16 protein-coding genes and 3 tRNA genes are annotated in these 18,438 nt (G+C 65.6%); 6 read left to right on the top strand and 13 right to left on the bottom strand.

The features are described from left to right. Nucleotides 1-32 precede the first annotated feature (32 nt). The 6 genes from Cte04_RS05350 to Cte04_RS05325 form a co-directional block, all read right to left on the bottom strand. Nucleotides 33-659 (bottom strand): 50S ribosomal protein L25/general stress protein Ctc, encoded by a 627-nt coding sequence (locus Cte04_RS05350; RefSeq protein ID WP_066473210.1) that lies wholly within the window; start codon nucleotides 657-659, stop codon nucleotides 33-35. Between the two features lie 161 nt (nucleotides 660-820). Further along, nucleotides 821-1,780, bottom strand: coding sequence for a ribose-phosphate pyrophosphokinase (locus Cte04_RS05345; protein WP_066473209.1), 960 nt, complete (start codon nucleotides 1,778-1,780; stop codon nucleotides 821-823). A 44-nt stretch (nucleotides 1,781-1,824) separates the two neighbouring features. After that, a tRNA-Gln gene (locus Cte04_RS05340) sits at nucleotides 1,825-1,901 on the bottom strand. A 30-nt stretch (nucleotides 1,902-1,931) separates the two neighbouring features. Next, entirely contained in the window at nucleotides 1,932-2,795 is an 864-nt protein-coding gene (ispE, locus tag Cte04_RS05335) for a 4-(cytidine 5'-diphospho)-2-C-methyl-D-erythritol kinase (protein WP_066473208.1), read from the bottom strand. 80 nt (nucleotides 2,796-2,875) lie between these two features. Beyond that, nucleotides 2,876-3,373: a lipoprotein insertase outer membrane protein LolB gene (locus Cte04_RS05330; RefSeq protein ID WP_066474010.1), complete on the bottom strand. Its 498-nt coding sequence runs from the start codon at nucleotides 3,371-3,373 to the stop codon at nucleotides 2,876-2,878. A gap of 47 nt (nucleotides 3,374-3,420) precedes the next feature. Further along, entirely contained in the window at nucleotides 3,421-5,208 is a 1,788-nt protein-coding gene (locus Cte04_RS05325) for a tetratricopeptide repeat protein (protein WP_066473207.1), read from the bottom strand. Nucleotides 5,209-5,258: 50 nt separating this feature from the next. On the opposite strand from Cte04_RS05325, the gene mutM reads away from it, so the two are divergent. The 3 genes from mutM (at nucleotide 5,259) to mutY (ending at nucleotide 9,514) form a co-directional block, all read left to right on the top strand. Beyond that, nucleotides 5,259-6,086 (top strand): bifunctional DNA-formamidopyrimidine glycosylase/DNA-(apurinic or apyrimidinic site) lyase, encoded by an 828-nt coding sequence (gene mutM / locus Cte04_RS05320; protein WP_066473196.1) that lies wholly within the window; start codon nucleotides 5,259-5,261, stop codon nucleotides 6,084-6,086. A gap of 352 nt (nucleotides 6,087-6,438) precedes the next feature. Continuing rightward, entirely contained in the window at nucleotides 6,439-8,442 is a 2,004-nt protein-coding gene (locus Cte04_RS05315; protein ID WP_066473194.1) for a dynamin family protein, read from the top strand. Nucleotides 8,443-8,446: 4 nt separating this feature from the next. Then, nucleotides 8,447-9,514 carry an A/G-specific adenine glycosylase gene (gene mutY, locus Cte04_RS05310; protein ID WP_066473192.1) on the top strand — a complete coding sequence of 356 codons (1,068 nt, stop codon included), beginning with the start codon at nucleotides 8,447-8,449 and terminating at the stop codon, nucleotides 9,512-9,514. A 7-nt stretch (nucleotides 9,515-9,521) separates the two neighbouring features. Here the strand turns inward: mutY and Cte04_RS05305 are convergent, their stop codons facing one another. From Cte04_RS05305 to Cte04_RS05275, 7 genes are all read right to left on the bottom strand, one after another. Next, the gene (locus Cte04_RS05305) at nucleotides 9,522-9,782 is read right to left on the bottom strand and encodes a hypothetical protein (RefSeq protein ID WP_066473190.1); all 261 of its coding nucleotides are present in this window, start codon (nucleotides 9,780-9,782) and stop codon (nucleotides 9,522-9,524) included. Then, nucleotides 9,779-11,191 (bottom strand): cell envelope integrity protein CreD, encoded by a 1,413-nt coding sequence (creD, locus tag Cte04_RS05300; protein ID WP_066473188.1) that lies wholly within the window; start codon nucleotides 11,189-11,191, stop codon nucleotides 9,779-9,781. The genes Cte04_RS05305 and creD overlap by 4 nt, the downstream gene beginning before the upstream one ends. 89 nt (nucleotides 11,192-11,280) lie before the next feature. Beyond that, nucleotides 11,281-12,741: a two-component system sensor histidine kinase CreC gene (creC, locus tag Cte04_RS05295; protein ID WP_066473186.1), complete on the bottom strand. Its 1,461-nt coding sequence runs from the start codon at nucleotides 12,739-12,741 to the stop codon at nucleotides 11,281-11,283. Nucleotides 12,742-12,745: 4 nt separating this feature from the next. After that, a complete protein-coding gene (locus Cte04_RS05290) occupies nucleotides 12,746-13,435 on the bottom strand; it encodes a response regulator (RefSeq protein ID WP_066473184.1) in 690 nt (229 codons plus the stop codon). Between the two features lie 26 nt (nucleotides 13,436-13,461). Further along, a complete protein-coding gene (gene rapZ, locus Cte04_RS05285; protein WP_066473181.1) occupies nucleotides 13,462-14,373 on the bottom strand; it encodes an RNase adapter RapZ in 912 nt (303 codons plus the stop codon). Between the two features lie 4 nt (nucleotides 14,374-14,377). Then, complete coding sequence (recN, locus tag Cte04_RS05280) at nucleotides 14,378-16,165, bottom strand: DNA repair protein RecN (RefSeq protein WP_066473180.1); 1,788 nt, start codon at nucleotides 16,163-16,165, stop codon at nucleotides 14,378-14,380. A gap of 2 nt (nucleotides 16,166-16,167) precedes the next feature. Next, complete coding sequence (locus Cte04_RS05275) at nucleotides 16,168-17,064, bottom strand: NAD kinase (RefSeq protein ID WP_066473178.1); 897 nt, start codon at nucleotides 17,062-17,064, stop codon at nucleotides 16,168-16,170. 29 nt (nucleotides 17,065-17,093) lie between these two features. Between Cte04_RS05275 and hrcA the strand changes: the two genes are divergently transcribed. The 3 genes from hrcA (at nucleotide 17,094) to Cte04_RS05260 (ending at nucleotide 18,411) form a co-directional block, all read left to right on the top strand. Further along, nucleotides 17,094-18,101, top strand: coding sequence for a heat-inducible transcriptional repressor HrcA (gene hrcA / locus Cte04_RS05270; RefSeq protein ID WP_066473175.1), 1,008 nt, complete (start codon nucleotides 17,094-17,096; stop codon nucleotides 18,099-18,101). 42 nt (nucleotides 18,102-18,143) lie between these two features. Then, a tRNA-Ile gene (locus tag Cte04_RS05265) sits at nucleotides 18,144-18,220 on the top strand. Nucleotides 18,221-18,334: 114 nt separating this feature from the next. Next, nucleotides 18,335-18,411 (top strand) — tRNA-Arg (locus Cte04_RS05260). Nucleotides 18,412-18,438: the final 27 nt, after the last annotated feature.

Here is an 18,438-nt window from a genome sequence, read left to right as displayed (position 1 = left end):
GGCGACGGGCGCCGTACCGAAGACCGCAAGAATTACTTCTTGCCCTTCTTGGCGGGAGCGGCTGCGGGAGCGGCAGCTGCTGCGCCTTCTTCGGGAGCTACTTCGGGCAGCTTGATGGACACCAGGGCGGGGTTCTTGTTGGAACCGCGCACCACGGCCTTCACGCCGTTGGGCAGCTTCAGGGCTTGCAGGCCCAGGGCGGACTTGGAGGTCAGGCCGCTCAGGTCCACCTTGATGAACTCGGGCAGCTGGGCGGGCATGCACACCACGTCCAGTTCGTGGATCAGAGGCGTGACGGTGCACTTCTCGGCCTTCACGGCGGGGGACTCTTCCACGCCTTCGAAGTGCAGCGGCACCTTCAGGTGCACCTTGGTGTTGGCGTCCACGCGCTGGAAGTCAACGTGCTGCACCAGCTTCTTGAAGGGGTGGAACTGCACGTCGCGCAGCACCACCTTGGTCACTTGACCGTTCAGTTCCATGTCCAGCACGCTGGAGTGGAAGGCTTCCTTGTGCAGGGCGTGCCACAGGGCGTTGTGATCGAGTTCGATCAGCTGGGCTTCGCCGGCGCCGTAAACGATGCCGGGGGTCTTGCCCGAATTACGCAGACGGCGGCTCGCACCCGTACCTTGCTTTGCGCGCTCAAAAGCGACGAATTGCATAACTAACTCCTAGTGGGGTGGACCGCGACCAGCCTCACCCATTGATAAAAGAACCTGTCCGGCGCAGGGACGGACGTCGGCTCTTGCGAAAGCCTGAAACAGTCAAACCTCCCGGTATGCCAGGGAGGTTTGCTGGTGTTCAGGCCGAAAAACCCGAGATTTTATGCCGTAAACAGGCTGCTCACCGAATCGCCGGTGGAAATCCGGTGAATTGTCTCGGCAATCAGCGGCGCTACGGACAGCTGGCGGATCTTGCCGCACTGCTGGGCAGCGGGGCTCAGCGGAATGGTGTTGGTCACGACCACTTCGTCCAGGGCCGAGCCGTTGCCGATGCGCTCCAGGGCCGGGCCCGAGAAGATGGGGTGCGAGCAGTAGGCGTAGACATTCTTGGCGCCGCGCTGCTTGAGCACTTCGGCAGCCTTCACCAGCGTGCCGGCGGTGTCGATCATGTCGTCCATGATCACGCAGTTGCGGCCGTCGATGTCGCCGATCACATGCATGACTTCGGACACGTTCGCCTTGGGGCGGCGCTTGTCGATGATGGCCAGATCGCAGCCCAGCTCCTTGGCCAGCGCACGGGCGCGCACCACGCCGCCCACGTCGGGCGACACCACAATCAGGTCCTCGTAGTTCTTCTGGCGCAGATCGCCCAGCAGCACGGGCGTTGCGTAGATGTTGTCCACGGGGATGTCGAAGAAGCCCTGGATCTGGTCGGCATGCAGGTCCATGGTCAGCACGCGTTCCACGCCCACGGCCTGCAGCATGTTGGCCACGACCTTGGCGGTGATGGGCACGCGGCTGGAGCGGGGGCGGCGATCCTGGCGGGCGTAGCCGAAATAGGGGATCACGGCGCAGATGCGCTCGGCCGATGCGCGCTTGAGGGCATCGACCATGACCAGCAACTCCATCAGGTTGTCGTTGGTCGGTGCGCAGGTGGACTGGACCACGAAGACGTCGCGGGCGCGAACATTCTGTTTGATCTCGACCGCGACTTCTCCATCGGAGAAACGGCCAACGTCAGCAGCACCCAGAGTGGTGCCCAGGTGCTTAACAATCTCCTCTGCCATGCCGGGATTGGCATTGCCAGTGAAGACCATGAAATCAGAGTGATGTGAGTGCATTGAGCGTCCCAGTGCTACGGGTTGCCTTGACGCAAGAAGATGTTTGGCAGGGGAGGAAGGACTCGAACCCTCGCATGCCGGAATCAAAATCCGGTGCCTTGACCAACTTGGCGACTCCCCTACACAGGCCACTTGCCGAAAACAAGAAGCCTTATAACTTTTTATCTGAAACCCAATCCTTGAGGGGATGGCTTTCCAGATTTTTGCAGATCCTGACTTGCCACGAGCTTGGATGCCCTGCAAAATCAATGATTTGCTTCATTGGTGCAAACACTGCACTTCCTGAGCCCGTCATTGTAGCACGCAATTTGAAGGATTCGAGCCAGTTTCTGACTTTCTTCACTTCGGGCTGCAAGCCTTCAGCAACTGGCTGCAAGTCGTTTCGGCCAAAGCCGTAGTGATCTGCAGCAAAGACCGAGATTGTAGCAGGCTCCGAATCGCGTTTGAGCAAGTCGCTGGAAAAAATCTTGCCGGTCTCCAGACCCGCCTCGGGCTTGACCACCACGAACTGCCCGGGCGGCAGCCGGCTTGCACCCTCCAGCGGCGTGATGGCTTCACCGATGCCGCTGACCCAGGCGGAGCTGCCGTGCAGGAAAAACGGCACGTCGGCGCCCAGGCCCAGGCCGATCTGCTGCAGCTGCTGGCGCGAAAGGTTCAGGTTCCACAGGCGGTTGAGTGCCATCAGCGTGGTGGCGGCGTCGGAGGAGCCGCCGCCCATGCCGGCCTGGGCCGGAATGCGCTTGTGCACGCCGACATGCACGCCCTGGGTGCAGCCCGTGGCCTGCTGCAGCGCCCGGGCGGCGCGCACGATCAGGTCGTCGGGCGGCAAAGCTAGGCCTGACAGGTCTTCGCGGCTCACCTGGCCGTCATGGCGGCGTTCGAAGTGCAGGGTGTCATGCCAGTCGATGAGCATGAACACCGATTCGAGCAGGTGGTAGCCGTCGGGGCGGCGCCCCGTGATGTGCAGAAAGAGGTTGAGCTTGGCCGGAGCCGGCACGTCATGAAGCGAGTGCATGGCGCAAAACAAAAAAGAGTGGAAATGCAGGGGCGACGATAGCAGGCGTGCCGCGCGGCTTGCCGCTCCCTGGGCGGGACTTATTGCCCGGAGTCCAGCACGATGCGCAGCGAGGCCGGCGGCGGCGGGCTGATGCGGTCGGCGCGCAGCCGCCCCTCGCCGATGCGCGACAGGTCCACCTGCCAGCCCGCTGCGGCCGTGTTCCTGCCCTGCAGCCAGTCGAACAGCGCGGCAACCGGCAGTTCGCTGCCTGTCAGCTGCGCTATCAGCGCGGGCAGCGATTCCGAGGTGGTGATGCGCTCGCCCTGCTGCAGCACGGCCTGCGTGGCCGTCCATTGCAGGCTCGCGATGGTGGAGCCCAAGGGGTTGAAGACCAGCAGCCGGCCCTGCTGGGGGCGGCCCTCAAGCTCGAAAGCTGCGCTGAAGGACTGGTTCTGCGCCTGGCTCTGGCCTTCGACCTGCAGCGCCATGCGCCCCGACCAGTGGGCCGATGCGGCATCTTCGCTGCGGCCCAGCTGGCGTGCGGGCTGGGCGCAGCCGGCCAGCAGGGCGGCTGTCAGCGCAGCGCAGGCCAGCATGGCGGCGCGGGACTGCGCCACGCGCAGAGGGTGGTTCGTGAAATCCATCAAGGCGCCACTCCCAGGCGCTTCATCGTGTCCTTCAGGGCGCTGTTGTCGGGATCGGCCTGCAGGGCCTGGCGCCAGATCTGCTGCGCGCGGTCGCGCTTGCCCTGCACCCACAGCACTTCGCCCAGGTGGGCGGCGATTTCCGCGTCCTGGCGTGTGGCATACGCTTTCTCGAGCAGGGCCTGGGCGCCGGCCAGGTCGCCGCGGCGGAACTTGACCCAGCCCAGGCTGTCGGTGATGAAGGGATCGCCGGGCTCCATGTCCAGCGCCTTCTGGATCAGCGTCTCGGCCTCGTCCAGACGGATGCCGCGCTCGGCAAACGAATAGCCCAGCGCGTTGTATGCGTGCTGGAAGTCGGGCTTGCGCGCAATGATGTCGCGCAGCAGCTTCTCCATCGCGTCGTACTTGCCGGCGCGTTCGGCCAGCATGGCGGTGTCGTAGGCCAGCTCCACATCGTCGGGGGCCTCCTTCTGCATGGCCGCCTGCAGGGTGTAGGCCTCGCCGGTCAGGCCGGCATCGCGCAGCAGCTGCACTTCGGCCAGTTGCTTGAGGCGCTGCTGGTTGGGGCCCGTGGCCGGCACGGCGCGGATCAGGGCCTGCGCCTGCCGGATCTTTCCCTGGCGGGCCAGCAGCCCGGCGCGGCGCGCCTGCACGCTCAGCAGGTTGGGCGCATCGTTGATCTGGCTCAGGTAGGCATCGGCTTCCTCGTAGCGCTGCTGCCTTTCGGCCAGGTCGGCCTGCAGCAGGTAGTACTGGGACTGGCCGGCATTGCGGCCCACGCCGCTGTGCAGCTTGGGCAGCAGCGCGCCGAAGTGCTCGATGGAGTTCTGTGCCGCGGGCAGGTCGTTGGCCTGCAGCTGCAGGCCGGCCAGGACGGCCCAGGCCTCCGGATATTCGGGCGTATCGGTGGTGATGGCCTTGAGCTGGACCTGGGCATCGGCCACGCGCTTTTGTCCCAGCAGCACGCGCGCGTAGGCCATGCGCATCTGGGCAGAAGGATTCTTGGCCAGGTAGCGCTGGACCAGGGGCTCGACCTCGGTGGAGCCGGATTCGAGCAGTTCCATGGCCAGCAGGACGATGGCGCCGGTGTCGGGGTTCAGTTCCTGGGCGTTCTGCACGGCCTGCAGCGCCGCGGGCTTCTGGTCGGCGATCAGGCGCATGTGGCCGATGGCGGCCCAGGCCATGGGGCCGCTGGTCGGGTCCTTGAGCTCGCCTTCGAGCGCCTGCTCGACGACGTCGGCGGCCAGCGGCTTGTCGCTGGCGTTGTTGTAGAGCTGGGTGATGCTCAGAAAGGTGGCAGGCTTGGCGGCCGCGGGCGTGGTCTGCACTTCCTTGCGCAGGTAGCTGGCCGAATCGGAGATGCGGTTGAGCGCCACGAGGATCTGCAGCACGGCGCGGTTGGCATTGCGCGAATCCGGATAGGCATCCAGCCATGCGCGGGCATTGCGCAGCGCGCGCTCGCCCGAGCGCGACTGCAGCGCAAGCTCGGTCGCGCGGCGGTAGAGTTTTTCATCGCCGCTGGTGCGCGCGGCTTCCATCATCATGGCCTGGGCGTCGGTGAGCGCGCCGTCGCTGGCGGCCATTTCGCCGACCAGGATCTCGTAGAACAGCTCGGCATTCAGCGCGGCCTGTTCCTCTTCGCGGTCGGTGGCCTGGGTATTGGTTTCCGGTGTGGCCGGCGTGGGCACGGTGGTCGGCGGATCGGCGGGCTGAGCCGAGGCAATAGCTGTTCCCAAGGCCATGGCGGCAGCCACGGCGAGTCCCTGAAGGCGAAGAGGATGAACCATCGACCCATAATAATCGAAGCTCATACAACACTTGACGAACATGAGATTGCATGCCTGAGTTGCCAGAAGTCGAGGTGACGCGCCGCTCGTTTGCCGACCGGATTGCCGGCGCGCACATTGTTTCCGCCTCATTGGGAAAGCCCTTGCGCTGGCCGCTGGGCATTGACTGCGCGGCCCTGGCTGGGCGGCAGGTGCTGGGCGTGCGCCGCCGCGGCAAGTACCTGCTGCTGGACCTGAGCGAAGGCCTTTTGCTGCTGCACCTGGGCATGTCGGGCAGCCTGCGCTTTGCCGGCCCCGGCGAGGCGCCGCTGGGCGCCGCGGGCGCGCACGACCATTTCGACCTGCAGACCACGCAGGGCCTGCTGCGCCTGCACGACCCGCGCCGCTTTGGCGCCGTGGTCTATGTGCCCGGCGAGGACGACGCGCTGGCGCGCAAGCTGCTCGACCATCTGGGCATGGAGCCGCTGGAGGACAGCTTCAGCCTCGAGGCCTTCCGCCGCGGCCTGGCGGCCAGCCGCTCGCCGATCAAGCAGCTGCTGCTCTCGGGCAGCGTGGTGGTCGGCGTGGGCAATATCTATGCCTCCGAAGTGCTGTTCCTGTCGCGCATCCATCCGGCGCGGCCCGCGCGGGACATAGGCCCGCGCAAGGTGCGCGCGCTGCACGAGGCGATCCGCGCGGTGCTGGCGCTGGCCGTGGAGCAGGGCGGCACCACGCTGCGCGACTTTTCGGCGGCCAACGGCATGGAGGGGCATTTCCAGCTGCAGGCCAGGGTCTACGGCCGCGACGGACAGCCCTGCACGCATTGCAGCCGGCCGATCCGGCTGATGCGCCAGGGGCAGCGCAGCACCTATTACTGCGTGCATTGCCAAGCGGCCTGAGCCTTGCACCAAGCTATTGAAAAAGTAGCTGTTCGCGCTGTTTCTGTATGGATTCTACTGTGGAAACCATCTATGAATGAAAGATGGCAGGCGCAAGGTGCTCTTGATTAAATAGCATCATGCTCCAAGCGCAGCAGCGCTGTCCTGCAGAGCCTGGTGCCTTGCGGGCCGTGGCGGAATGCCTGGAAAAGCCGGACCTTTCCCCCGCAGTGCGGGGCTTGGAATGCAAGGGCACCCGGGACGGCGATGCTATATTTTGCGCAGGCGGGCGCAAAGCCCGCTGGCGGGATGTGTGCGCCGTCCCAGAGATCGTCAACACGGTCTGAGTACAACCCAGTCGCAGGGGATTCCGGTGGGACCATCATTTAACGAGCAATTCGACCAATTCGGTGCCTGGCGCAGAGGCTTTGCCCAGCAGCTGAATGCGCTGCGCGAATGGCTGGCCGGCCAGGATCTGCTGGATGCCGCCGTCCAGGAACGCCTGCAGCGCCTGGAGGCCCAGGTGCGCAGCGACAAGGTGATGGTGGCCTTCGTGGCCGAGTTCTCGCGCGGCAAGTCCGAGCTCATCAACGCCATCTTCTTTGCCCAGTACGGGCGCCGGCTCATGCCGGCCAGCGCGGGCCGCACCACCATGTGTCCGGCCGAGCTGGGCTGGGATGCCGAGCACCCGCCGGGCCTGCGGCTGCTGCCCATCGATACGCGCGAATCGCCCGAAAGCCTGGGCCAGTGGCGCATGCGTGGCGAAGCCTGGATGCACCATCCGCTGGACGTCTCGAATGCCCAGCAGATCGCCGACACGCTGACCAAGGTGGCCGAAGTGCGCAAGGTGACGGTGGAGCAGGCGCGCGCCTGGGGTTTCTGGCACGACGAGGACGGCGCCGACAATCCGCAGCGCGACGCGCACGGCCTGGTGGAAGTGCCGCGCTGGCGCCATGCGCTGATCAACATGCCCCATCCGCTGCTCAAGCAGGGCCTGGTGATTCTCGACACACCGGGCCTGAACGCCGTGGGTGCCGAGCCCGAGCTGACCGTCAACCTCATTCCGCAGGCCCATGCGGTGGTCTTCGTGCTGGCAGCCGACACGGGCGTGACCAAGTCGGACCTGTCCATATGGCGCGACCATGTGCTGGCCCAGGACCCTGTGCCCGCCGATGCAGGGCAAGGCATGGGTGCGCAGGCTGCTTCGCGGCTGGTGGTGCTCAACAAGATCGATACGCTGTGGGATTCGCTGAGTTCGGGCCCGCAGGTGCAGGCCCAGCTCAGGCGCCAGCGCGAGGATTCGGCGCAGATGCTCGGCGTGGCCGTCGAGCGCGTGCTGCCGGTGTCGGCCCAGAAGGGCCTGGTGGCCAAGGTGAGCGACAACCAGCCGCTGCTGCAGGCCAGCGGGCTGCCGGCCTTCGAGAACATGCTGGCCCATGGCATCATGGGTCAGCGCCAGAGGGTGCTGCAGGCGGCGGTGGCCGCCAACGTGCAGCAGCTGCGCCAGGAGGTGGAGCGCGTGCTCAACATCCGCCGCCGCGACCTCGACGACCAGATGGCCGAGCTGCAGAGCCTGCGCGGCAAGAATGCCACGGTCATCGCCAGCATGCGCAGCCGCATCGAGACCGAGCAGCGCGAATTCGAGCGGAGCACGGCCAAGATACAGGCGCTGCGCACCGTGCACATGCGCATGCTCAAGGCCCTGTTCCATCAGCTCAGCTCCGGCAGCCTCAAGCGCGAGCTGGGCGAGCTCAAGGATGCGCTGGAGCAGCGCGGCCTCAAGCTCGGCGCCCGCAAGGTGTATGCCGAGACTTTCGAGCGGCTGCACATCGTGGCCGAGCGTGCGCACTCCCAGGCTGCCGACATCCAGGCCATGATGAGCGCGACCTACAAGGAGCTCAATGCGGAATCCGGTTTTTCGCTGCAGATGCCGCCGCCGCTGCTGCTGCCCGACTTCACCGACGACCTGCGCCGCATCGAGGCCAGCTACACCCAATACCTGGGCCTGGGCCAGGTGCTCAAGCTCAGCAATGCCGCCTTTTCCCAGCGGCTGATCAAGGCGCTGGCCATGCGGCTGCGCACGGTGTTCGAGTCGGCCGCCAACGATGTGGATTTGTGGAGCAAATCGGTCACCGCGCCGCTCGATGCACAATTGAAGGAACGCAAGCGCAGCTTCTCGCGCCGCCTGGAGGCGGTGGACCGCATACAGCATGCGGCCACGGGGCTGGAAGAACGCATTGCCGAAATCGAGACGTCAGACACGCAGCTCACTGCCATGCAGACACAGCTGGCATGCGCTGCGGCGCAGCTGCTGTCGCCGCTCAAAGAATATGCGCCGGCGTCCTCCGTGCCGCTGGACATCACCCTGGTAGCTTGAAATCTTGAATCTTCCGTCGATTGCCACCGCCGTCGTGCAGTGGCAGGCCACTCATGGGCGCAACCATCTGCCCTGGCAGCAAACCCGCGATCCCTACCGCGTCTGGCTGTCCGAAATCATGCTGCAGCAGACCCAGGTCGGCACGGTGCTGGGCTACTACCAGCGCTTTCTCGATGCCTTTCCCGATGTGGCCAGCCTTGCTGCGGCTTCGCAGGACGAAGTGCTGGCGCTATGGAGCGGGCTGGGCTACTACAGCCGGGCCCGCAATCTGCACCGCTGCGCGCAGGCCGTGATGCAGGAATGGGGCGGTGCCTTTCCGCGCACGGCCGAGGAACTGGCCACCTTGCCGGGCATAGGCCGGTCCACGGCCGGTGCCATTGCCGCGTTCTGCTTTTCCGAGCGCGTGCCCATCCTGGATGCCAACGTGCGGCGCGTGCTCACGCGCGTGCTGGCCTTCGATGCCGACCTGGCCCAGGCCAGGAACGAGCGCGTGCTGTGGGACCATGCGCAGCAGCTGTGCCCCACCGAGGATCTGGCGCAAGCCATGCCCCGTTACACGCAGGGCATGATGGACCTGGGTGCCAGCATCTGCATGCCGCGCAAGCCCAGCTGCCTGGTTTGCCCGCTGCTGTCCGAATGCCGGGCCGGGCGTGCCGGCAACCCCGAGAGCTATCCGGTCAAGACGCGCAAGCTCAAGAGAAGCGCCGAATCCTGGTGGCTGCTGCTGGCTGTGGACGGCGAAGGCCGGGTCTGGCTGCACAAGCGACCGGGAGCCGGCATCTGGGCCGGGCTCTACAGCCCGCCCGCCTTCGAGAGCCATGAGGATCTGCGGCGCTTTGCGCATGCGCATTGGCATGTGGCCGAAGCCGCCTGGCAGGAGCTGCCGGCCTTTGTGCATGTGCTGACACACAAGGATCTGCACCTGCATCCGGTGCGGGTGTCCGTGGGGCAGGCGCCAGCGGCCATGGTTTCCGAGGCCGATCATGCGTGCTGGGCCAGTCCGTCCGTCTGGGATGGCCTGGGTCTGCCCGCACCCGTGCGCAAGCTGCTGGATTCCGAACTCCGGCCTTGACCAAAGGCTAGAACCGGCTGCGCGGAATGACCAGCGCGCAGCGCAACTGCAGCCAGGCCAGCCATTGCTCGCGCATGCCGGGCAGGGCCAGATGGCGTTCGGCCTGGCGGCCCTCGGCAATCAGCCGGGTACGCAGCGCTTTCAGCTGCGCGCGGTCATGCGCCTGCAGCGCCGCATGCCATTGCCGCCGGCATTGCTCCATTTGGAGCGCCATGGCATCCGGCTGCGGGCCCCGGGGCTCCGCAGGGGCAAAGGCGATGGCCGTCATGCAGCCTCCCTGACGGGAACCTGCGCTGAAGTGGCGCCAAAGGCATACCAGTCCACGCGGCGCGTGCAGACCATGACCAGGGCCAGCACGGCAAACAGGGCGATGGATCCCACGACCAGGGCGGTCTGCTCCAGCTGCAGCAGCACGTACAGCAGGCCGTACAGCATGGCAATGCCGGCGGCCAGCGGCAGGCCGCGCCTTACGCTGCCCAGCATGTGGCTGGCGTAATAGGCCAGCAGCGCGACGCAGGCGCTGGCGGCCACCGCATAGGCCGTGGCAAAGCCCAGGTGCTCGGACAGGCCGAGCAGCAGCAGGAAAAAGCTGCTGAGCGCCGAGCCGACCAGCAGGTATTGCACGGGGTGGACGCGCAGTTTCTGCAGCACCTCGAACAGGCCGACGGCGACAAAGGTCAGCACCACGAACAGCAGGCCGTATTTGCTGGCGCGGTCGCTCAGCGAATAGGGGTTGACGGGACTGATGAAGCCGGTATCCATGGTTTCCAGGCAGGGGGCATCGGCGGCGCCTGCGGCAGCGGCGGTCTCTGCGGCGTAGTCGTCCGGTGGCTCGGCGCGATCTGCGCGGCACAGCGCCTGCTGGCGTGTGAAGGCCTGCTGGGCCGAGGAAGCCAGGGCGGAAAGATTCCAGCTGGCGGTGAATCCGTGGCCGCCGATCTCCCGGCGTGTGGGCAGAAAGCTGCCGCCGAACGAAGGGTGGGGCCAGTCCGCCGTCAACGTGACCTGGTTGTCGGTTCCCAGAGGGGTGAAAGCCAGGCTTTCCGTGCCCACCAGCTCCAGCTTCATGTCAATTTCCAATGCCTGCCCCCTGGCCAGCAGCTTGGGATCGATGGGCGCCTGCAGGCCCTTGCCGTAGCGTTCCAGCGGCGTGCCGGGCTCCACGTCGAGGGTGTGGCCGTTGGCCGTGATGGCGGCGCTGCGCATGCCGCGCGGATCGGTAAGGGCAAAGGCGATATGCAGGCTCTTGCAGCGTACTTCGGCACCGGGCGAACTGGAGGCCGGCAGATCCAGGTAGCTTCCGGCATTGGCAAAGCTGGCGCGCAGCTTGTCGTGCAGCACGTAAGCGTTGATGCGGTGCAGTCCGCGCGAGCGCTCTTCCATATTGGCATCGGCATGGTGCCGCAGCGTATCGGGCAGCAAGATGCGCTGGAACTCGCGGGTCGTGTACTCCGTTTTGCGGCCGTTGGGCACGCTGGTGGTTTCGGTGCAGCTCTGCACCAGGGCGGGACCGACCAGGGTCTGCGGCCCGGCAAGACTGGCAACCACGCTTTGCACCGCATGGTTCCTGTTGCGGATGCGGTCCCGGACCACATCCTGGATCATGGACAGGCCGGCCATCAGCAGGGCCAGCACCATCAGCAGCGCGGCTGTCTTGAACAGCAATCGGTTTTTCATCAAGGCTCCCGGTATTGGTTGACGGGGGCAGTCTCGATGCCTTGCGTGCGCTGGAGATGAAGTTTGTGAAGCGAACGTGAAGTCCGGGCTCAGTGCCTCTCGCCGTCCATGCGGGAGAAGTCCAGTGTCACACTCAACCCGGGATGGGTGTTGCGGACATGCATGCTGCCGCCATGCAGATGCATGATGCGCAGCACGATGGACAGGCCCAGGCCTGTGCCGCTGCGCCGGCCGTCGGGCCTTGGCGTGGTGAAGAAGCGCTCGCCCAGCCGGGGCAGCAGGCTGGCCGCGACGCCGGGGCCCTGGTCTGCAACGGTGATGGTCTGCAGGCCCAGGAGAACGTGGATGGCGCTCTGAGGCGGCGCGAAATCCAGGGCGTTCTGCAGCAGGTTGCTGATGGCCAGCACCACCAGGCCCTGTTCCCATGGGCCTGTGCTGTCCGGACCTTCGAGTTCGAGGCCGATGCCGCGCTGCTGCGCGGTGCTCGCGATCTGGTCCATGGCCTGCCGGGCGCATTGCTGCAGGCTGCAGCGTGCGGCATGCAGCTGCTGGCGCTGCTCCAGGCGGCTGAGCTGCAGCAGCTGATCGACGAGGTTCTGCAGGCGCTCGCACTGGTCCAGCACCTGCTGCGCGAAAAGCTCCCTATCCTGCGCTGGCAGATCCTCCTGCAGCAGCTCGCCTGCGCCGCGGATCGCCGCGACCGGACTCTTGAGCTCGTGGGTGAGCGCGCGCACATAGCCTTCGATGTAGTCGCGGCCTTCCAGGCGCTTGCGCATGTTGTCCATGGCCTGCGCCAGTTCGCCCAGTTCGCCGGGCATCTGGGGCACGGCAACGGGCGCGGTGGCCGCTGTGGAGGCGGCTTCGTTGAGCGTGGGCCCCTGCACCTGCTGGGCATAGCTGCGCAGGCGGCGCACATGCAAGACGAACCACCAGGTGACGGCGCAGCCGACGCCGGCGGACAGCAGCACGAACAGCAGGCCGCCGCGCGCAATCTTGCGCTCGGCGCTGTCGACGATTCTCTGGACCGAGCGCGAGGGCTTGGAGACGGTCAGCACGCCGGCAATCTGCCCATCGACCAGAATGGGGGCGGAGACGTACATCACGCTGCTGGCTTCATCCTCGGGCACATCGCGCGTGGTGCGCGCGCCATACTCGCCCCGCAGCGTGCGGTACACGTCGCGCCAGCGCGAATAGTCCGCCCCCAGGTCCTTGCCGGTCGAATCGAACAGCACCATGCCTTGCCGGTCCGTGACCGTGATGCGCATGTCCAGTCGGCTCTTGCGCGTGTCCCAGATCCAGGCCTGCACCGGCTTTTGCGTGTAGCCGGCCAACTGCTGCGCAAAACGGCTGTCGCTGCCGTGCTGCAGCGCGCCGCTGGCCATGTCGGTGCCGGCCAGCGCAGCCAGTGCATAGGCCGCTTCGACCAATGTGTCTTCGGTCACCTTGCGCACGCTGGGCTTGATTTCGACCATGAATACGCGCAGCACGAAAAAGGCTGCCAGGCCGTTGATCAGAAAAAACGCGAAGAACAGCCTCAGGCCCAGGCGCATGGCGTTATGCCTCGGGGCTGAAGCTGTAGCCCAGGCCCCGGTGGGTGACGATGACATCCTGCTGGGGCAGGTGCTCGCGCAGCTTGGCCCGCAGCGTCTTGACATGGGTGTCCACGGTACGGTCGGTGCTTTCACTGTCCAGGCCCCAGACCTGTTCCAGCAGGAATTCGCGGCTCAGAATGCGTCCACGTCCCTGCATCAGGCATTGCAGCAGCTGGTATTCGCGGCGCGTCAGGTCCAGCGGCAGGCCGCAGACCAGGACGCGCTGGCCTGGGGCATCGACTTCGATGGGGGCCCCGGTGGCGGCAGGCAGGGCGGGCTGGCGGTATTGCTGCAGGCGCCGCAGCATGGCCCTGCAGCGGGCCAGCAGCTCGCGGGGGCTGAAAGGCTTGCTCAGATAGTCATCGGCCCCGAGTTCCAGGCCCAGCACCTTGTCCATCTCCTCGCCGCGTGCGCTGAGGACCAGCATCGGCATCGTGGCGCCGGCGGCGCGCAGATCGCGGCACCAGTCCAGGCCGTTGCCGTCGGGCAGGCCCACGTCAAGCAGCAAAAGATCGAAGGCATGCTGCCTCCATTGCTGCCTGGCATCGGCCATCAGCAGACAGTGGGTGACGGCAATGCCGTCGCGCTCCAGCGTGTAGCTGATGGTGCGTGCAATCGCAGGATCGTCTTCGAGAAGCAGAACACGGGGCATGGTCGGCCGCTCCAGCGTATGGCCGGTCAGCTGGAAGCCGCAGCGGCATCGCCGCCCATGGGCAGGGCGAGCTTGTCGTGGAAGTCCAGCGAGCGGTGCCTGCGCAGCGTGGGCCAGTGGGGGCCGAAATGCTTGGCCAGCGCTTCGACCAGATACACGGAGCGATGCTGGCCGCCGGTGCAGCCGATGGCGACCGTGACATAGCTGCGGTGGTTCTGAGCCAGCACATTGAGCCAGCGCTCCAGGAAAGTCTGGATGTCCTGCTGCATCTGCAGCACCTGGGGCTGCTGGGTCAGATACTGGATGACAGGCCAGTCCAGTCCTGTCAGCGGCCGCAGTGCCGTCTCGTAGTGGGGGTTGGGCAGCATGCGCACATCGAAGACGTAGTCCGAGTCCATGGGCAGGCCGTGCTTGAAGCCGAAGGACTGGAAGACCAGCGTCATCTGGCTGGTGGGCGCGGCGATGAGCTGCTTGATATAGGTCTGCAGCTGGGAGGATTTGAGGTCGCTGGTATCCAGCACCAGCGACTTGTCACGCAGGCTGCCCAGCAGCTCGCGCTCTGTCTCGATGTCCTGCTCCAGCGCCTGCCGTTCGGTGGCCAGTTTGTCCTGGGACAGCGGGTGGCGCCGGCGCGTTTCCGAGAAGCGCTTGACCAGCGTGTTGGTAGAGGCATCGAGAAAGATGAAGTAGGGCATCAGCCCCAGGTTCTGCAGCCGCTCCAGCTGCGCCGGCAGCTGCGGCAGGGCGGCCGCGCTGCGCGCATCCATGGCGATGGCTACCTTGCTGCCGTGCAGCTTGTGCTGCAGCTCCACGAACGACAGCAGCAGTTCGGGCGGAAGATTGTCCACGCAGTAGTAACCGGCGTCCTCCAGCGCATGCAAAGCCACGGATTTTCCCGACCCGGACATGCCTGTGATCAGAATAATCTCCAATGACATGGCTTCACTCTCCTCTGGATTTTCTGGGTGCCTGGTGTGATGCAGGAGCCGGCTTGGCCGATCTGGACGGTGCCGTGCCAGCATGGCCTGCGCGGGTGCCCTGGCGCGGGCGTGCGGATGCCGGCTGGCCTGTACGAGGTGCCAATCTTGCCATGGCCAGCATTTCTCGGGCATGGGCCATGGTTGCCTGCGACAGATACTCGCCGCCCAGCATGCGCGCCAGCTCGGTTTCGCGGTCCTGGCCCGTCAGCGGCCGGACATGGCTGACCGTGGCATGGGTCTCGGCCTTCTTGGCCACCTGGTAATGGTGGTCGGCATGGACCGCCACCTGCGGCAGATGGGTGACGGCCAGCACTTGGCGCGATGCGCCCAGCGAATGCATCAGCCGGCCCACGGTCTCGGCCACGGCTCCGCCCACGCCCGAATCGACCTCGTCGAAGATCAGCGTGGGGGCCTCGCCAAGTTCGCTGGTGGTGACTGCGATGGCCAGCGAGATGCGCGACAGCTCGCCGCCTGAAGCGACCTTGGCGATCGGCTTGGGCGTCGAGCCGGGATGGCCTGCGACCAGAAAACCGACGCTGTCGACTCCGGTCGGCCCCGGGGCTTCCGTATTGCTCAGCTGCACCTCGAACCTCCCGCCCTTCATGCCCAGTCCCTGCATGGCCTGGGTGATGGCATGGGAAAGCCGCGGCGCGGCGAGCGCACGCTGCTGCGAAACATGGCGGGCACTGGCCATGAGGCGCTGGTGCGCCGTCTGCTCCGCCAGGTGCAGGCCGTCGATGTCGACGGCCGCGTCCAGCTGGCGCAGCTCCTGCCGCCAGCCCTCCAGCAAGGCAGGCAGCTCCTGCGGGGTGCGCTTGTAGCGGCGGGCCAGCTGCATCCACTGCGACAGGCGGGCGTCCAGATCGGCCAGCAGCTCGGGGTCCAGGTCGGCGCGGCGCAGATAGGCCTGCAGCGAGTGGCGGGCATCCTGCAGCAGTGCCACGCAGGAGCCCAGCACGTCGGAGATGCCCTGGAAATCGGGCTCCAGATGCTCCTGGTCCTGCAGCAGGTGATGGGCGCGTGCCAGCGGACTGGAGGCGCCCGATTCGTCGTCCTCCAGCAACTGCAGGCAGTGCTGGGCCGTGTCCATCAGCGTCTGGGCGTGGGACAGGCGCGTGTGCTGGGCGTTGAGCTCATCCCATTCGTCGGCTTGCGGGGAGAGCTTGTCGAGCTCGGAAATCTGCCACTGCAGGCGCTCGCGCTCGCGCTGCAGATTGTCCTGCGCGGCAATCGCATGCTCGAGCGCCTGGTGCGCCTGGTGCCAGTCGCTCCACAGCTGGCGGATTTCGCCGGTGTCGATGGCGCCATAGGTGTCGAGCATGGACCGGGCCGCATCGGGCCGCGTCAGGCTGTGCCAGGCATGCTGTCCGTGAATGTCCAGCAGCTGGTCGCCGAGGTGGCGCAACTGCGTGGCCGTGGCCGGCGTGCCATTGATCCAGGCGCGGCTGCGGCCCTGGCTGTCGATGGTGCGCCTGAGCAGCAATTGTTCTTCGTTGGCAAAGCCCGCTTCCTGCAGCCAGGGCACAAGACGTGGGGGGCAATCGAATTCGGCGCAGATGTCCGCCTGGCTGCAGCCTTCGCGCACCACATCGGCGTCGGCCCGGCTGCCCAGCACCAGCTGCAAGGCATCGATCAGAATGGATTTGCCGGCGCCGGTCTCGCCGGTCAGTACCGTAAAGCCGCTGTGCCAGTCCAGATCCAGGGACTGCACGATCACGAAGTCACGCAGAACAATGCGCTTGAGCGCCATGGTCAGGTGCCTCCTTCGTTCCAGCCCAGTTTCTTGCGCAAGGTGGCATAGTAATTCCAGCCCTTGGGGTGCAGAAAGTGCACGCTGTGGTCTGCGCGGCGCACCAGGATGCGGTCGCCGTGCTGCAGCGAGGCCAGGGACTGCATGTCGAAATTGGCGCTGACATCCCGGCCGCCAACGACCTCGATCATCACTTCCTCGGCATCGGAAAGCACGATGGGGCGGTTGGAGAGGTTGTGCGGCGCGATCGGCACCATGACCCAGGCCGGAATCGAGGGGTGCAGCATGGGGCCGCCTGCAGAGAGCGCATAGGCCGTGGAACCCGTGGGCGTGGCCACGATCAGTCCGTCCGCGCGCTGGTTGGAGACAAAGCGGCCACCGACTTCCACGCGCAGTTCCACCATGCCCGAGGTCGAGCCGCGGTTGACCACCACGTCGTTCATGGCCAGGGCCTCGAACACGCATTGCCCGTCGCGCATCACGCGGGCCTGCATCAGGGGGCGCTCGTCCTCTTCGTATTCGCCGTCCAGCATGGGCGTGATCGTGGCTTCGAAATCATCCAGCGCAATGTCGGTCACAAAGCCCAGCCGGCCCTGGTTGATGCCGATCAGCGGCGTGCCATACCGTGCGAGATGGCGGCTCACCCCCAGCATGGTGCCGTCGCCGCCCACGACCAGGCCGAGGTCGCAGTGGCGCCCCAGGCCGTCGACATCCATGCTCGGATAATCGGACAGGCCCGAGTAGATGGCCGATTGCGTATCCAGCACTACCTCGCGGCCGAGACCGCGCAGATGGGCGGCGATCCTTTGCAGCGCGTTGCTGGCGCTTTCCGACGGCGCACCCGCGCTGGGTGCGTGGTACTTGCCTATCAAGGCGACGTGGCGGAACGTGGATGTCATTTGGGAAATTACATCATTAAAATCATTACATGCTCGACGAACGTGCCAAGTTACTGCTCAAAGCGCTGATCGAGCGTTATATCGCCGACGGCCAGCCGGTGGGTTCGCGCACCCTTTCCCGCGCGTCCGGCCTCGAATTGTCGCCTGCCACGATACGCAATGTGATGGCAGACCTGGAAGAGCTGGGGCTGATCGCCAGTCCGCACACGTCTGCGGGCCGCATCCCCACGGCCCGGGGCTACCGGCTATTCGTGGACACCATGCTCACCGTGGACCGTGCCGGCTTTGTGGCGCCCGAACTCATGCCAGAGCAGCCGCAGAAGGTCATTGCCAATGCGGCCAACCTGCTGTCCAACCTCTCGCAATTCGTGGGCGTGGTCATGGTGCCGCGCCGCAGCTCGGTGTTCAAGCACATTGAGTTCGTGCGTCTTTCCGAGCGCCGCTATCTGGTCATCATTGTCTCGCCCGAAGGCGATGTGCAGAACCGCGTGATCTTCACCGATGTGGACTACACGGCGTCCCAGCTCATCGAGGCCGCGAATTTCCTCAACCACAACTACGCAGGACTGGCCATGGAGGAGGTGCGCACGCGCATCAAGGGCGAGGTGGAGCGGTTGCGCGGTGAAGTGGCCCAGCTCATGCAGGCGGCCGTGAATGTCGGCGCAGAAGTGATGAGCGGCAACGAGAAAGAGGATGTGGTGATCGCCGGCGAACGCAACCTGCTGTCGGTCAGCGATTTCTCCAGCGACATGGGCAATCTGCGGCGCGCCTTCGACCTGTTCGAGCAGAAGACCCAGATCCTGCGTCTGCTGGACTTCTCCAGCCAGGCCGAGGGCGTGCGCATCTATATCGGCGGCGAAAGCCAGACCGTGCCGTTCGAGGAACTGTCCGTGGTCAGCGCGCCCTATGAACTCGATGGCCAGGTCGTCGGGACGCTGGGCGTGATCGGTCCCACGCGCATGCACTACGACAAGATGATCCAGATTGTGGACATCACGTCCAAACTGGTGAGCAATGCCTTGAGCCACAAGCGTTAGGCCCTACAATAGCGAAGTTTTTTTCCGGCAGCTGCCGGTGTCGGGGCGTTAGCTCAGTTGGTTAGAGCAGGGGACTCATAATCCCTTGGTCGTCGGTTCAAGTCCGCCACGCCCTACCAGACAATGCCCAAGCCTGCTGGCGCCATGCCAGCAGGCTTTTTCTTTGCTCTTTTGCAAAAAAGTTTGCAGTTTGGTCTGGAGGCCTCGGGACTGCTGCTAGAATACATCGTATTGCGGCTGTAGCTCAGCTGGATAGAGTACTTGGCTACGAACCAAGGGGTCGTGGGTTCGATTCCTGCCAGCCGCACCAAAACGCAAAGCCTTGAAGTCGAAAGAT

The sequence above is a fragment of the Comamonas terrae genome, from assembly GCF_001544075.1.
Classification (GTDB): domain Bacteria; phylum Pseudomonadota; class Gammaproteobacteria; order Burkholderiales; family Burkholderiaceae_C; genus Comamonas; species Comamonas terrae.
This window is presented reverse-complemented; position numbering and strand designations above follow the sequence as displayed.